Annotated in this window: 13 protein-coding genes; 4 read left to right on the forward strand and 9 right to left on the reverse strand. The window is 74.0% G+C overall.

Annotated elements, in window-relative coordinates:
- Positions 1-193: 193 nt before the first annotated feature.
- Positions 194-1,024, reverse strand: a complete 831-nt coding sequence (gene nadE, locus ACGFZK_RS09750) for an ammonia-dependent NAD(+) synthetase (protein ID WP_393848316.1) — start codon at positions 1,022-1,024, stop codon at positions 194-196.
- 159 nt (positions 1,025-1,183) lie between these two features.
- On the opposite strand from nadE, the gene ACGFZK_RS09755 reads away from it, so the two are divergent.
- Both ACGFZK_RS09755 and ACGFZK_RS09760 read left to right on the forward strand, forming a co-directional pair.
- Positions 1,184-3,115 carry a hypothetical protein gene (locus tag ACGFZK_RS09755; RefSeq protein WP_393848317.1) on the forward strand — a complete coding sequence of 644 codons (1,932 nt, stop codon included), beginning with the start codon at positions 1,184-1,186 and terminating at the stop codon, positions 3,113-3,115.
- A gap of 717 nt (positions 3,116-3,832) precedes the next feature.
- A complete protein-coding gene (locus tag ACGFZK_RS09760; protein WP_393848318.1) occupies positions 3,833-4,570 on the forward strand; it encodes an SAM-dependent methyltransferase in 738 nt (245 codons plus the stop codon).
- Positions 4,571-4,671: 101 nt separating this feature from the next.
- Here the strand turns inward: ACGFZK_RS09760 and ACGFZK_RS09765 are convergent, their stop codons facing one another.
- From ACGFZK_RS09765 to ACGFZK_RS09800, 8 genes are all read right to left on the reverse strand, one after another.
- Entirely contained in the window at positions 4,672-6,084 is a 1,413-nt protein-coding gene (locus tag ACGFZK_RS09765) for an ATP-binding protein (protein WP_393848319.1), read from the reverse strand.
- Positions 6,081-6,812 (reverse strand): response regulator transcription factor, encoded by a 732-nt coding sequence (locus tag ACGFZK_RS09770; RefSeq protein WP_393848320.1) that lies wholly within the window; start codon positions 6,810-6,812, stop codon positions 6,081-6,083. The genes ACGFZK_RS09765 and ACGFZK_RS09770 overlap by 4 nt, the downstream gene beginning before the upstream one ends.
- A gap of 35 nt (positions 6,813-6,847) precedes the next feature.
- Positions 6,848-7,426, reverse strand: a complete 579-nt coding sequence (locus ACGFZK_RS09775) for a hypothetical protein (protein ID WP_393848321.1) — start codon at positions 7,424-7,426, stop codon at positions 6,848-6,850.
- A gap of 65 nt (positions 7,427-7,491) precedes the next feature.
- On the reverse strand, positions 7,492-8,268 hold the full coding sequence (locus ACGFZK_RS09780; protein ID WP_393848322.1) for a cytochrome c biogenesis CcdA family protein: 777 nt from the start codon (positions 8,266-8,268) through the stop codon (positions 7,492-7,494).
- Positions 8,265-8,900 carry a TlpA disulfide reductase family protein gene (locus ACGFZK_RS09785; protein ID WP_393848323.1) on the reverse strand — a complete coding sequence of 212 codons (636 nt, stop codon included), beginning with the start codon at positions 8,898-8,900 and terminating at the stop codon, positions 8,265-8,267. The genes ACGFZK_RS09780 and ACGFZK_RS09785 overlap by 4 nt, the downstream gene beginning before the upstream one ends.
- Positions 8,897-9,661, reverse strand: a complete 765-nt coding sequence (locus ACGFZK_RS09790) for a thioredoxin family protein (RefSeq protein ID WP_393848324.1) — start codon at positions 9,659-9,661, stop codon at positions 8,897-8,899. Before ACGFZK_RS09790 ends, ACGFZK_RS09785 begins: the two co-directional genes overlap by 4 nt.
- A gap of 304 nt (positions 9,662-9,965) precedes the next feature.
- On the reverse strand, positions 9,966-10,532 hold the full coding sequence (locus tag ACGFZK_RS09795) for a hypothetical protein (RefSeq protein WP_393848325.1): 567 nt from the start codon (positions 10,530-10,532) through the stop codon (positions 9,966-9,968).
- 373 nt (positions 10,533-10,905) lie between these two features.
- On the reverse strand, positions 10,906-11,796 hold the full coding sequence (locus tag ACGFZK_RS09800; RefSeq protein WP_393848326.1) for a CAP domain-containing protein: 891 nt from the start codon (positions 11,794-11,796) through the stop codon (positions 10,906-10,908).
- A gap of 207 nt (positions 11,797-12,003) precedes the next feature.
- On the opposite strand from ACGFZK_RS09800, the gene ACGFZK_RS09805 reads away from it, so the two are divergent.
- Both ACGFZK_RS09805 and ACGFZK_RS09810 read left to right on the forward strand, forming a co-directional pair.
- Complete coding sequence (locus tag ACGFZK_RS09805) at positions 12,004-12,306, forward strand: putative quinol monooxygenase (protein WP_393848327.1); 303 nt, start codon at positions 12,004-12,006, stop codon at positions 12,304-12,306.
- 101 nt (positions 12,307-12,407) lie between these two features.
- Positions 12,408-13,118 (forward strand): hypothetical protein, encoded by a 711-nt coding sequence (locus tag ACGFZK_RS09810; RefSeq protein WP_393848328.1) that lies wholly within the window; start codon positions 12,408-12,410, stop codon positions 13,116-13,118.
- Positions 13,119-13,125 lie beyond the last annotated feature (7 nt).

Below are 13,125 nucleotides of genomic sequence, written 5' to 3' on the forward strand. Positions count from 1 at the left end.
TGATTTCTATCCGTCTGGCGCCCCCGCCCCGCACGCGGATCCCGGCCGTGTGGGGGGGGGGGGCCCCCCCCGGGGGGGGGGGGCGCCCCCCCCCCCCCCGGCCACGGCGCGGAGCCGGAGCGGGATCGACGCAGACCGGCTCAGGACAGCTCAGGACAGCTCAGGACCGGCTCAGGACCGGCTCAGGACCGGCTCAGGGGGCGATCGGCAGCTGTCGCTTGTGCTCGGTGAGCCGGTAGCGGCCGACGATGGCCGCGAAGGCGGCCGGTTCGACGGGCTTTCCCTCCAGCAGGTCGTCGATGTCGTCGTAGCTGACGCCGAGCGCGTCCTCGTCGGGCTTGCCCGGGTCCAGCGTCTCCAGGTCCGCGGTCGGGGTCTTGTGCACGAGGTCGGACGGCGCGCCCAGCTCGCCCGCCACCGCCCGTACCCGCCGCTTGGTGAGGCCGGTCAGCGGCACCACGTCGGCCGCACCGTCGCCGAACTTGGTGAAGAAGCCGGAGACCGCCTCGGCGGCGTGGTCGGTGCCGACCACCAGGCCCTCGTGCGCGCCCGCCACCGCATACTGGGCGATCATGCGCTGCCGGGCCTTGATGTTGCCGTGCACGAAGTCCTGGTGGTGCGCGTCGCGGAACTCCGTGCCGCCGGCCAGCGCCGCCTCCAGGGCGGCGTCGCTGGCCGCCTTAACGTCCACGGTCAGGACCCGGTCGGCCCGGATGAAGTCCAGCGCCAGCTGCGCGTCCTTCTCGTCGGCCTGGGTTCCGTAGGGCAGGCGCATCGCGTAGAACGTCGCCTCGTGCCCGGCGGCGCGCACGCGCTCGACGGCGAGCTGGCACAGCCGGCCCGCGGTCGTGGAGTCCACTCCGCCGCTGATGCCCAGGACCAGTGCGCGCAGGCCCGTGGAGGTCAGCCGCTCGGCGAGGAAGGCCACTCGGCGCTCGATCTCCTGCCGTACGTCGAAGGACGCGCTCACCTGGAGATCCCGGGCGATCTCCTGCTGCAGGGATATGGACGCCAGGTCGGTCACGGTTGCTCCTCGCTCGGGCCCGTGCGCGGGTCGGCACGCGCCGCCCGGCCGGGGTCACAGTCACGTGTACGGGACGGAAGCACTCTAGAGGAATGCCGGCATGCCTCGGCCCGGCCGCCCCCGCCGGGGGTGTCAGTGGCCCGTGCGACGATGCGGAGCGTGATCGTCTCGCTCGATGCCCTGTTGCCCGTATCCGGTCCGCACTCCTCGACCACCTACGCCGACTGGGTCGCCGCCCACGACCCGGGCGCGGCCGGGGTCGCCCGGGACCTGGTCGAGGACATGCGCACCGAGCTCGCCCGGTCCCGGCACAAGCCCGGCCGGTTCGTCGACAGGATGACGGCGCGGGCCAGGCGGCTGCCGGCCGCGCACCTGCCGTGGTTCTGGGACACGGTGGGCCATCGGCTGATCGGCTACGGGAGCCGGCCCGGCGGGCGGGCCTACGCGGCTGCGCGCGCGGCCGAGGCCGAGCACGGGCTGCCGGTGGACCCCGGCTACCGCCGGGCCAACGCCCTGCTGTTCGCCGCGGGCGGGGCCATGCCGGCCAAGGAGTTCGGGGCCCATCAGCGGTTCCTTGCCGACACGCTGGATCCGGCGGCGGCGCACACGGCCCTGGAGGCGTTCCTGACCGCGTGGGCGGGCTCGCGGGCGGACCTGCCGGCGGATCTCGTGCGCCGGGTACGGGCCTCCGCCAAAGCGGCCGGCCACGGGGACGAGGAGGCCGCACGGATGGTGGGCGCGATCCTGTCGGTCACCCGCGAGAAGTCGGTGCCCGAAGCGCTGCTGACCGCCGCGGAAACGGTCCTGACGGCCCGTCCGCCGGCGGACGCCGTCCTGGCCGGACTGGTCGAGGTCTTTCCGGCCGGGGTCACCGACGGCGGGGCCTGGCTGCGGATGCTGATCGGCTGTGGCGCCGCGGAGGCGATGGAGGCCGGGCGGCTGGTGCCGGAGGGCGGGCTCGTGCACTGGGTCGGACGCTCCGTCTGCATGTACCAGTACGCGCTGCAGTCCGGCGGCGGGGTCGCGCGTCAGCCGCTGCCGGCGGAATTCCTCGACCTGGTCGGCCGGTTGGGGCCGCGGCTGCGGGCGGGCGGCACCCCGGTCGCGGTGCACACCACCCGGTACCACTACCAGGGCTTCGACGCGGACGTGCTGGACGCCTGCCTGGCCGCCGGGGTCGCGGTGGTCGACCCGGGCCCGGAGGTCCGGATGCGCTTCTGGGGCGAGGGGTCCCGGCGGGACCTCGCCGCACTGGCCGCGGATCCGGTGTTCGGCCCCCGGCTGGAGGGGACGGTCCATGCGGATCTGCTCCCCGGCCACTGGACGGTGCGCCCGCGCCGCTCCGGGTCCGCGGTGACGCTGCTGCCGGGGATCGAGGGCATCGCCCACGAGGTGGCCGTGCGGGTCGGCAAGCTCGTCGACACGGTCGCGGGCGGCGGCATGGCCGGGGCCGAGGAGGCCGTGGCCGAGCTGGAGACCCTGCTGGACCGTCCGACGGTGGCGGCCCTCGACGGAATCGTCGACGCCCTCGCCGAGGCGGCCGGGCCGGGTGCGCTCCGGCGCTCGCTGGCGGCCGGTCTGCCGGAGGAACTGGCCTGGCCTGCCCTCGAGTCGGTGTACGCCGAGTTCGCGGAGTCCGCGAAGTCCGCGGATGCCCTGGAGGCAGACCTGGGGCTCGGCGAGGTGTGGGCCCGGCGGCTGGCGGGCGGGTACGGGGCCGCGGCCGATTCGGCCGTGGAAGCGGCCGGTGGGAGCTGGCGGCGACGCGGTACGGCAGCGGGGTGGAGGTCCGGGCCGTGCCCCCGGCCGGGTCCGAGCTGCCGTACCGCACCCCGGTGGGTCTCGACCTCCGGCAGATCGCGAGCGCGCTGGTGTGGGCCTGGACGGACCGGCCGGCCGGGGATCCCGCAGTGGCCGGCGCGATGGACGTGTACGAGCGGCTGCGGGCCGAACTGGCGCGCCCGGAGCTGCTGCTGGCGCTGCCCGGCGGGCGGGTCCAGGACGCCTCGGCGCGGATCGCGGAGCGGTTCGGGCCCGGGCGGCTGCCGGTGGCCGGGGACGACCGCAAGGAGGAGGGCCCGGTCCCGGTGACCGCGTACGACGGTGGACCGCTGGTGGTGTGCGCGCCCGGCGGCGCCTCCTTCCTGCGGCCCGCGGCGGTCGCCGCCCCCGAGGTGTGGGGGCGGGTCCGTGAGGTCACCGACCTCGCCGGGGATCTCGACCGGGTGGCGCCACTGCTGGCCGGTGGCGGGCTGGAGCGGATGGTGCTCCGGGCCCGCTCGGGACCGGTGCCGGCCGGGGCGTACGAGGCGGATCCCCGGCAGTCCTGCCCGGAGCTGGTGACGCGGGTGGCGGCGGAGCTCGGTGCCGGCGCGGACGCGGCGGCGCTGTACCTCCAGGTGGCGACGCTGGCCTCCCCCACCGACCGCAACGTACGGCGGTGGAACGGCTGGTCCGCCAAGCGGCACAAGGAGGTCCAGGCGGTACTCCTCGCGACCGGCGCGGTCATGGAGGCCAAGCGGGCGCGAGCGGGCCGGACGGTGTTCCTGCCCGGGGAGTGGACCGACCTGAAGGCGCCGCACCTGCCGCTGGAGACGGTCAAGCTGGCGAGCCACCTGGTGCGCCCGCTGTGGGGCACTCGGTCCACGCCCCCTTCGGCCGGGTACTGCCGACGGCGCCCCTCCACGAGATGTTCGCGGAGGCCTGGGCCCGGAGGTCCGCCGGCCGACAAGACACCCCTGAGGGGGTGTTCGGGTGCGCGGGTGGAATTGAGGTGCGCGCGGCTTCCGGGATTGAAAGGGTGATCGGATGAACCGCGAACAGATCTCCAGGATCGCCCATACCGACCACCCCATCAAGGCGCCGCTCGACGACGAATCGGTACGCCGGCTGCTCGAACACGGCGCCCCGCGCGGCGACGAGCGGGTGCTCGACCTGGGGTGCGGTACCGCGGAATGGCTCCTGCGCGCCCTGTCCGCGCACCCGCGCCTGCACGCCGTGGGCGTGGACGTCTCCGAGGAGGCCATGGAGCAGGCCCGCCGGTCGGCGGCACTGCTCGGCCTCCAGGAGCGCCTGGTCCTCCACCACCAGGAGGCGGCGGGCTTCGTCTCCGACCAGTCGTTCGACCTGGTGGTCAGTGTCGGGGCCACCCACGCCTTCGGTGGTCTGCTCCCGACGCTGGAGGCGGCCCGGGCACACCTGGCTCCCGGCGGCCGGGTGCTGATCGGTGAGGGGTTCTGGGACCGCGAGCCGTCCCCGGAGGCCTTCGAGATCTTCGGTGAACTCGACGACCTGGCGACCACCGTGGACCGCGTCGTCGCCGACGGGTGGGCGCCGGTCCAGGCCCATGTCAGCACGCGCAGTGAGCTGGACGACTACGAGTGGGCCCTCTGGGGCTCGCTTTCCTCGTGGGCTCTGGACCACCCTGCCGATCCGGACAGCGCCGAAGCACTGAAGACGGCCGCCGCCCGGCGTTCGGAGTGGCTGCACACCTACCGGGACAGCTTCGGCTTCCTCTCCCTGGTGCTGCGTCCGACCTCCGGCTGACCGCGAGCGCGGTCGGGAACGCGGTCGGGAACGCGGTCGGGAACGCGGTCGGGAACGCGGTCGCGACTGCGGGTCGCGACTGCGGGTCGCGACCGCGGCGTTCACCGCATGCGGGGCGGCCACCATCCGGTCCGCCTCCGCGAGCCGCGCGGCCCTCGCTGGGTCGGCAGGGGAGGCGCCAGGGCGAAGACCACGGTGAGGTGGGCTCCTCCCCGCGGGCCGTGCGCGATGCGCATCGAGCCGCCGGTGACGGCCGCGGCCCTGCGGGCGATGTCGAGGCCGAGCCCGGAGGAGCCGGTGCTGCTCCCACGGGAGAGGGCCCGGTCCGGTTCCGGAATGCCCGGCCCGGAGTCCTCCACGACCAGCTCCACGGCCTGGGCGGTGCGGACGACGCGGACGCCGAAGGCGGTGCCGGGCGGGGTGTGGCTGAAGACGTTGCCGATGAGCGCGTCCACCACCGCGGCGATGTCGTCGTCGCTGAGGCTGACGGCCGTGGGCTCCTGGGTGAGTTCGAGGGAGCAGGGCCGGCTCTGCTGCTCCGCCAGTACCGCCCAGAAGGCGGTCCTGCGCCGGACGACGTCGGCGACCTCGCAGCGGGGGCACTCGGACGGCCCGGCCCCGGTGGGCTGCTGGGCCGTACCGGTTTCCGCGCTGCGCATGCCGTGGCCCATCGGGCCCACGGCGAGCGGTGTCCGGGCCGCCGTGATGATGGCCTGGAGTTCCGCCTCGAGCGCGTGCACCGCCGCCTCGACCCTGGCCGACTCGGGCGTACCGGCCATCCGCTCCGATGCCAGGTGCAGGGCGGTGAGCGGGGTGCGCAGCCGGTGGGACAGGTCGGCGACCAGTTCGCGCTCGATGGCGAGGAGTTCCGTCATCCGGTGGGCCATGGCGTTGAAGGCGTCGCCGGCGTCGCGCAGTTCCTTGGGGCCCATGGGTTCCACCCGCGTGTCCAGATTGCCCTGACCCAGGGTGTGCGAGGCCTGGGCGAGCTTCTTGGAGGAGCGGACGACCTTCGCGCCGAGTCGGTCGGCGACGAGTACGGAGCCGCCGACCAGGCCGACCGCCAGCAGGAGCATCATCGCCCAGGAGGCCTTGACCCCGCGGGTCAGTTCCTCGTCGGGGACGAAGTTCTCCACGACGGCGACCCGGTCGCCGGGGAGGACCACCGGCTGCAGGCAGATCCATCCGCCGCGGATCTTCTGGGAGATGGACTCGCGTCCCTTCTCGGCCCGTTCGAGCAGGGGCGCGGGGGCCTGGGAGTCGCCGAGGGTCTGGGCGTCCGGCAGGTGGACGACCAAGTGCTCGGCCGCGTCCAGGCCGGCGGCGGACTCCCGCAGCGCGGACGGGTCCGTGGTGAGCGTGAGGACGGGTGCGAGGGCTGCGGCGCGCTGCTCGGCAGCGGTGACGCTCTGCTCCTTGACCAGCGACATCACCAGTGCGCCCAGGGGTATGAGGAAGGAGAGGGCGACCATGGAGGTCACGGCGAGCGCCACTCCGGCCAGTGAGCGTCTCACCGGGGGGCCACCAGTTTGATGCCGACGCCGCGGACGGTCAGCAGGTAGCGCGGGGCGGCCGCGCGTTCGCCGAGTTTGCGGCGCAGCGAGGACAGGTGCACGTCGACGGTCTGGTCGTCGACGTACGGCTCGCGCCACACCTCCGTCAGCAGCCGCCGCTTGGAGACGACCTGGCCGGTGTGGTGGGCGAGGAAGGCCAGGAGGTCGAACTCCCGCCGGGTGAGGTGGAGCTCCCGGCCGCCCAGGTAGGCGGTCCGCGCGCCGGGGTCGACCGCCAGCTCGCCCACGGTGGTGGCGCGCAGCGGTTCGGCGGTCGGCGCCGGCCGCACGCCCTGCGCGGCGTGGGCGGCGCCCGTGGGGGGAACGTGGCTGGTGCGCCGCAGGACGGCGGAGAGCCGGGCGATGAGCTGTCCCCCGGAGAAGGGCTTGACCAGGTAGTCGTCGGCGCCCGCGTTGAGGAGCTTGATGATTTCGGTCTCGTCGTCGCGGGCGGTGGCCACCAGTACGGGAACGGAGGATATGCCCCGGATCATGCGCAGTGCGTCTCCCCCGTCCAGATCGGGCAGCCCCAGGTCGAGGACGACCGCGTCGACGGGCGTCTGGGTGACCTCGCGCAGGGCGCCGAACCCGTCGCCCACGCTGCGTACGGCATACCCGTGCTCCGCCAGGACCTCGATGAGTGACTGGCGGATGCTGGGGTCGTCTTCCACGACCAGGACGCTGGGCATGGGCACACCTTAGGGGTTCGGTCCGGGCACCCCCTCTAAGGGGCGGTGAAGGTGGGGCCTTCGTCGGTGATGCGCAGCGGTACGGGGCGGTCGGCGACGGGGATGGTGCAGCCCTTCTCCGTGCTGCAGCTCGCGTACCCGAGCAGGACCGTGGCGTCCCCGGTGCCGTCGGCGCGGATGGGCAGGGTGGTGGTGACGGGGCCGTCCGGGTAGACGGGGACCGGGGCGTCGACGCCGGGCACGCTGATGGTCCGTACGTCGGCGGCCGCTGTCAGCTTCCCGTCCGCCGCGAGGGCCCCGGAGACGGCCATCGCGGTCGGTCTGCCGACGCCTTCTATGCCGGTGAGCGGCAGTTCGGTGCTGTAGAGGTGGAAGCCCTTCTCCTCGGGGGTGAAGACCGCCGTCAGCGTGCCCTTCGCGGCGTGCCAGTCGGACACCGAGAGGGTGACGGTGACCCCGTTCTCGGAGAAGCGCGTCGTGGGCGGCGGTGCGGCGGCGGGGGCGGCGGCCGTGGTGGACTGCCCGCCGCATGCCGTCAGCGCGGCCAGGCAGAGGAGGGCGACCGCTGCCGCCCGGGCCTTCCGGGAGTGCCTCGTGTGCGGGGAAACGTTCATCTGTGCCTCTTGTGTCGGGAAGGCGAATCGGTTCTTGATCTTCAGGGCCGGGCCGCCGGGCCCGCTCACACGGCGGTGGTGAAGTCCGCGCTCCACAACTGCAGCCGGTACACCAGGTCGTTCCACACGCCGGTGGCCAGCAGTGCGCCGACGAGCACGAGCATGCCGCCGCCGATCCGCAGCACCCACGCGTAGTGGCGTTTGACCAGGCCGAAGGCGCCCAGTGCCCGGCGGAAGGCGAGCGCGGCCAGGACGAACGGCAGCCCCAGCCCGAGACAGTACGCCGCCATCAGCAGGGCCCCGCGGGCCGCACTGGCCTCGCTCCAGGCGAGTGCCTGTACGGCGGCCAGCGTCGGGCCGATGCACGGGGTCCAGCCGACCGCGAACACCGCGCCCAGCACGGGGGCTCCGGCAAGTCCCAGCGCGGGGCGCCGGTGGCTGCGGAACTCCCGTTGGGCGAATCCCGGCAGGAACCCCATGAAGGACAGCCCCATCAGCACGGTGAAGACACCGAGCACCCGGGTGACCACCTCCTGGTGGGCCAGCAGGGTGCGGCCGAAGTACCCGAACAGGGCGCCCCCGGAGACGAGGACCGCCGTGAAGCCGAGGACGAACAGCAGCGCGCCGACCGCCATCCGGCTGCGGCGCCCGCCGCGGGCGTCCGCCAGGTCGGAGACCGACAGGCTGGTCACGTAGCTGAGGTAGCCCGGTACGAGTGGCAGGACGCACGGCGAGAGGAAGGAGACGAGTCCCGCGAGGAACGCCACCGGAGCGGCGACGGCGAGGGCTCCGTGGAGCAGGGACGGGGTGTCCGCGGCGGCGAGCGCCAGGCCCGCCGTCATGACGCCTCCTGCGTCACGCGTGCCAGCAGCGGCGCCAGTTCGCCCTCGGTGACCGCGCCGCCGATGCTGACGGCGATGCGTCCGCGGCGGTCGATCACCAGGGTCGAGGGGATGGCCTGCGGGTTGAGGAGCGCGGGGGGAAAGCGGAGCAGGAGCTCACCGGTGGGATCGTGGAGGCTGGGGAAGCCGAGGCCGTGCGTGCGTACGAAGGTCCGCGCCGCAGCACGGTCCGGGTCGCGGGTGTTGATCCCGAGGAACCGGACGCCTTCGTCCCGGGTTTGCCGGTCGAGCCGCTCCAGGTCGTCGGCCTCCGCCCGGCAGGGGCCGCACCAGGAACCCCAGACGTTGAGTACGACGACGTGCCCCCGGAACCCGGCGAGTCCGACCGGTTTCCCGTCGAGGTCGTCGCCCGCCAGCTCGGGCGCGGCCGGCCGGTCCGCGGGATCGATGACCGCGGCCTCGGCCGCGGCCCTGACGGCGGTCATCGGCCCGGCGGCCGCCTCCGCGCGGCTGCCGTCGGCGGCGACCGTGCCGACGGCGGCGAAGACGAAGCCGGCCACGGCCACCGCGAGGGCGGCTCCGGCCAGGGCCGTGGTACGCATCTGGGGCCGGCGCGGGCCCGTTCGTCTCACGAGGCCCACTTGCGCAGGAAGGCGTTGATCCCCTCCGCCGTGAGGGAGGGGTTGCCCGTGGCGTGGGTGTCGGTGCGCACCTTGCCGGACGAGTTGACGACGATCAGCACCGGCATCGTGTAGGTGCCGCCCGAAGGGCTGTACTTGCGCAGGAGCGCGGAGTTGGCGGAGCTGTTGCCACCGATGTCGATCTTGACCAGGTGGTAGGAGGCCCCGAGGATCGCCGCCGTCTGCGGCTGGGCGAACACCTTGTCGGCCGCCTTGCAGTTGCCGCACCAGTTGGCCCCGAAGTCGAGGAGCACCATCCTCCCGTCGGCCTTGGCCGCACTCAGGGCCGCGTCGATCAGCTTCTGCCCGTCGGCCGAACTGTCGTAGCCCGGCCCGGGGACGCGGGCCGGCGCGGGCGCGGCGGAGGTACGGGCCGGCTTGGGGGCGGCCGGACTCTGGGCCCGGGAGGGGGTGGGCGAGGAGCTGGGCTGAGCGGTGGCGGACGCCGACGGCGAGGCCGACGCGCTCGGGGACGCCTCGGCGGAGGCGGACGCGGAGGCCGGCGGTGTGGCGGAGCTGAGGGCTTGCGAGGACTGGCCGGTGGCCGGGGAGGCGGAGCCGACGCTTTGGGAGGACGGCCCGCAAGCGGCGCACAGACCCGCCGCGACCACGGCCGCGGTGACGAGCGGCAGTCGCGCCCTCAGGGACGCGGCGGAGCGGGGCTGCTGCGCGGAGCGGCCGGCACGGACGGGTCGGAGTATGCGAGAAGTCATGGCGAAGACACCCCAAGGCGCGGTGAGGGTTACGGGAGGGGCGAGAGGCCCCGACGCGGCGAAGCCGGCGATCGTGCGGCGGGCCGGGGCAGTGTGCCCGGGCGCCGAAGGCCGCTCGGCTGAGGTGAGCATAGGACCGCGCCGGGCCGTCCGAACCGCCTGGACGCGATCTTGAGGTTCCCCTAAGGAACAGCTCACCTTCCGCTTCGCCGGGACCCGTCCGATGAGCGCATACGGGGAGGCAAACCGCGCGAAAGGGATGGGGAGGAACTACGGGTACGGACCGGCCGAATGGGTCCGGCCGTCAGAACGAGGTCTCGCGGACGCTGGCCTTGGCCACGGGGTCGATCGTCGCGGTGATGACCGAGCGGTGGTCCGCGCTGGTGAAGGTGACCGTCAGGGTGTCGTCGTCGGTCTGTGACGTGGTGGCCTTGAAACCGCGGCTGGGGATCGCGGAGATCAGGCAGACGCCCCGGCTCCCGTACCGCACGGTGGCCTTGCCGCCCTGCGAGGGGATGGTGTGCAGGCCCGGTCCGCCGTTCTCGCAGTCGACGCCGGGTTTGGGTGCGGTGCTCCGGGCGGCTCCCGAGGCCTTGACGGGCGGGGAGGACGCGGCCGGGGGCGTGGGCCGCTCGGTCGCGGAGGGCGAGCTGCTCGCGGACGCGGAGGCGGTCGGGGACGGCGGGCTCGGTGACGGGTCCTGCATCGCCAGCCAGGCCGGCGGCGAGTCGAAGACCATGGGGGCGGACCGGGCCACCGGGGGCGTATGGCTGGTGGATCCGACGACGAACTGGACCGTGGCGAGCACGGCGGTCACGCTGGTGGCCGTGCACGACAGCCATATGAACAGGTAGCGCGGAAATCGGGGCACGGCCCCATAGTGGCCGACGGGCCGGGCCGCCCGACACCGCCTCCCCCACTCGGCGCCGACCGGCAGGACACGCCCAGGCCGTCTCTTCCGGATCGTGCCGGGCCCGCCCGCCCGGCACGGCACCTCGCCGCGATGTGCGGGACACCGAGTACGTCCAGCACACGGGCGCCCCTTCGCCTTGCGATGCACCCCACCGAACGACCCGGCTCACCCGGCAAGATCCGACAGAGACGGCCCAGGCCAAACGCCGACGTCCTCCTGACCCGCGGACGGGTCGGAGGACGTGTACGGCTCGGATCGGATCGGATCGGCTCGGATCGGATCGGATCGGATCGGATCGGTGATGTGGCCGGCGCCGGGGTGAGGGGGCTTCCTACTTCGGCGCACCGAAGTTCTGCGTCCACCAGGGGCCGCCGTCGCCCTTGTGGACGCCTATGCCGATCTCCCGGAAGGCGCAGTTGAGGATGTTGGCCCGGTGGCCGGAGCTGTTCATCCACGCCTTCATGACCGCGTCGGCGTCCGACTGGCCGCGGGCTATGTTCTCGCCCAGGCGGGACCACGCGTATCCGGCGGCCTCCACGCGGGTGGTCATGGTGGACCCGTCGGGCCCGGTGTGGGACATCACGCCGCTGCGGGCCATCGTGTCGCTGTACCCCCGGGCCGCGGCGCTCAGCTTGGCGTTCATGGTCACGGGGCCGCAGCCGGCCGCGGACCGCTCCTTGTTGACCAGGGCGAGGACCGCGGATTCCGAGTCGCCGGAGGAGCTGCCGGAACCGCCGGACCCGCCGGACCCGCCGGACGAGCCACCCGACGAGCCGCCGGATCCCCCGGACCCGCCGCCGGTGGTCCCGCCGGACGTACGCGCGGGCTTGCCCGCCGGGGTCGACTTGGCCGGGCCGTCCTCCCCCGCCGCGGCCTTCGCCGGAGCGCTGGACTCCGTACCGTCGGCGGCGGGCGTCTCGGGCGGCAGCGAGCCCGTCGCGGCCGCGGCGTCGGCGGTGACCTCGGGGAGCGGAGCCGTGGGGCTCGCCGACCCGGCCGTACCCGCCGTCCCGGCCGCGTCGCCGGAGGCCGCCGTCCCGGACTTCGACCCGGCGCCGTCGGCCCGCTGGTCCACCTGCGCAGCGCCGTCGGAGTCGGCCACGGCGACGCCGACCGCCACCGCCGCGGCCGCCGCGGTGAGGGACAGCACGATGCGCGTGCGCACCGTCTTCTTCCGCCGGGCCTCGACTCGGGACGGGGTTCCGGGAGTTCGGCTGCTCATGCCTGTAGCACCTCACAGAGGAAAGGGGGTGGGGTGCGACCGAGCCTAGGGCTGTGATCAGCAAAAACAGCGCGCCGGAGGGGTACTTCAGCTTCCCTTAAGGAAGCCCGCAGGGTAGGCACAGGAACGACTCGGGGCATCTCCCGCGATTCGGTCGATACGCACCCGGCGAACCGGCGTTGAGCGCTCCCCCGTAGGCTCCGGCGCATGTCACAGCCGGTTCAACTCGTCATCCACATCGACACCCTTCCGGGCCGCGGCCAGGAACAGGTCACCGCGTTCGAGCGTCTCGCACCGATCGTGCGGGCCGAAGCGGGTTGCCTGCAGTACGACCTGCACCGGGTGAGCGGCGAGGCCGACCGCTTCGTCCTCATCGAGCGGTGGTCCTCGCAGGCGGCCCTCGCCGCCCATGACGCCACACCGCACATGATCGAGGCCGACGCGGCCGGCCCGGCGTTCCGGGCGGGACCCGCGGAAGTCATCCGGCTCGACGCCGAACCCCTGGCCTGACCGCACGGCCGGAGCCGTGAAGGGCCAGGTCGGGCGGCCTGGTGCGGCCCGGCGGCCGTGTGATCATGTCGGTCGACAGATCCGCACCTCATGGGGGGACCATGCGCACCCGCACCACCACCGCCACGACCACTCTCGCGACCGCGCTCGCCGCGCTGCTCGTCCTGGCCGGCTGCACCGCGTCGGGAGGGGGCCGGCCCGCGGCGGGGAGCCCCGTGGCCTCCGCGCCCGCGCCGAGCGGTGGCGGGTCCGGATTCGAGGGGCCCCGGCCGCAGGACCAGAACCTGCTGGCGTGGACCGGGGATCCCAATGACGCGGGACACGTCACCGCCCAGTCGGCGGCCGGGGTCGGTGGGCGGGTCACGCTGGTACGGATCGTCCTGCGCGAGCAGATCACCTGGTCGAACGTGTGGCTCGGCCTGGCCGGCATCGACCCGAACGCGCAGCTCGCCGACTGCTACCTCGGCGTGTACGACGCCAAGGGCGCCCTCGTCGCGACCACCCCGGACATCTCCCCCCAGCTGATGACCGACGCGATCGCCAAGCCGTTCGCCCTCGGCAAGCCGTTCACGGCCGCCCCCGGGACCTACTTCATCGCGCTCCTGCTCAACGGCACTTGGGCCACCAACGGCCTCACCCTGAAGTCCACGGGCGCCGGCATCTCGGTCAACGCCGGCCTGACGCCGCCGAACCTGCGGTACAGCACCCTGCTGACCGGTCAGACCTCGCTGCCGCCCACCCTGAACCTCGCCGAGCAGTCCACGAGCACCATCAACACCGGCTGGGCCAGCCAGTGGTACGCGATCTCCTGACCGGGCG

Source organism: Streptomyces sp. NPDC048257, assembly GCF_043201855.1.
In the GTDB taxonomy this organism is placed as follows: Bacteria; Actinomycetota; Actinomycetes; order Streptomycetales; family Streptomycetaceae; genus Streptomyces.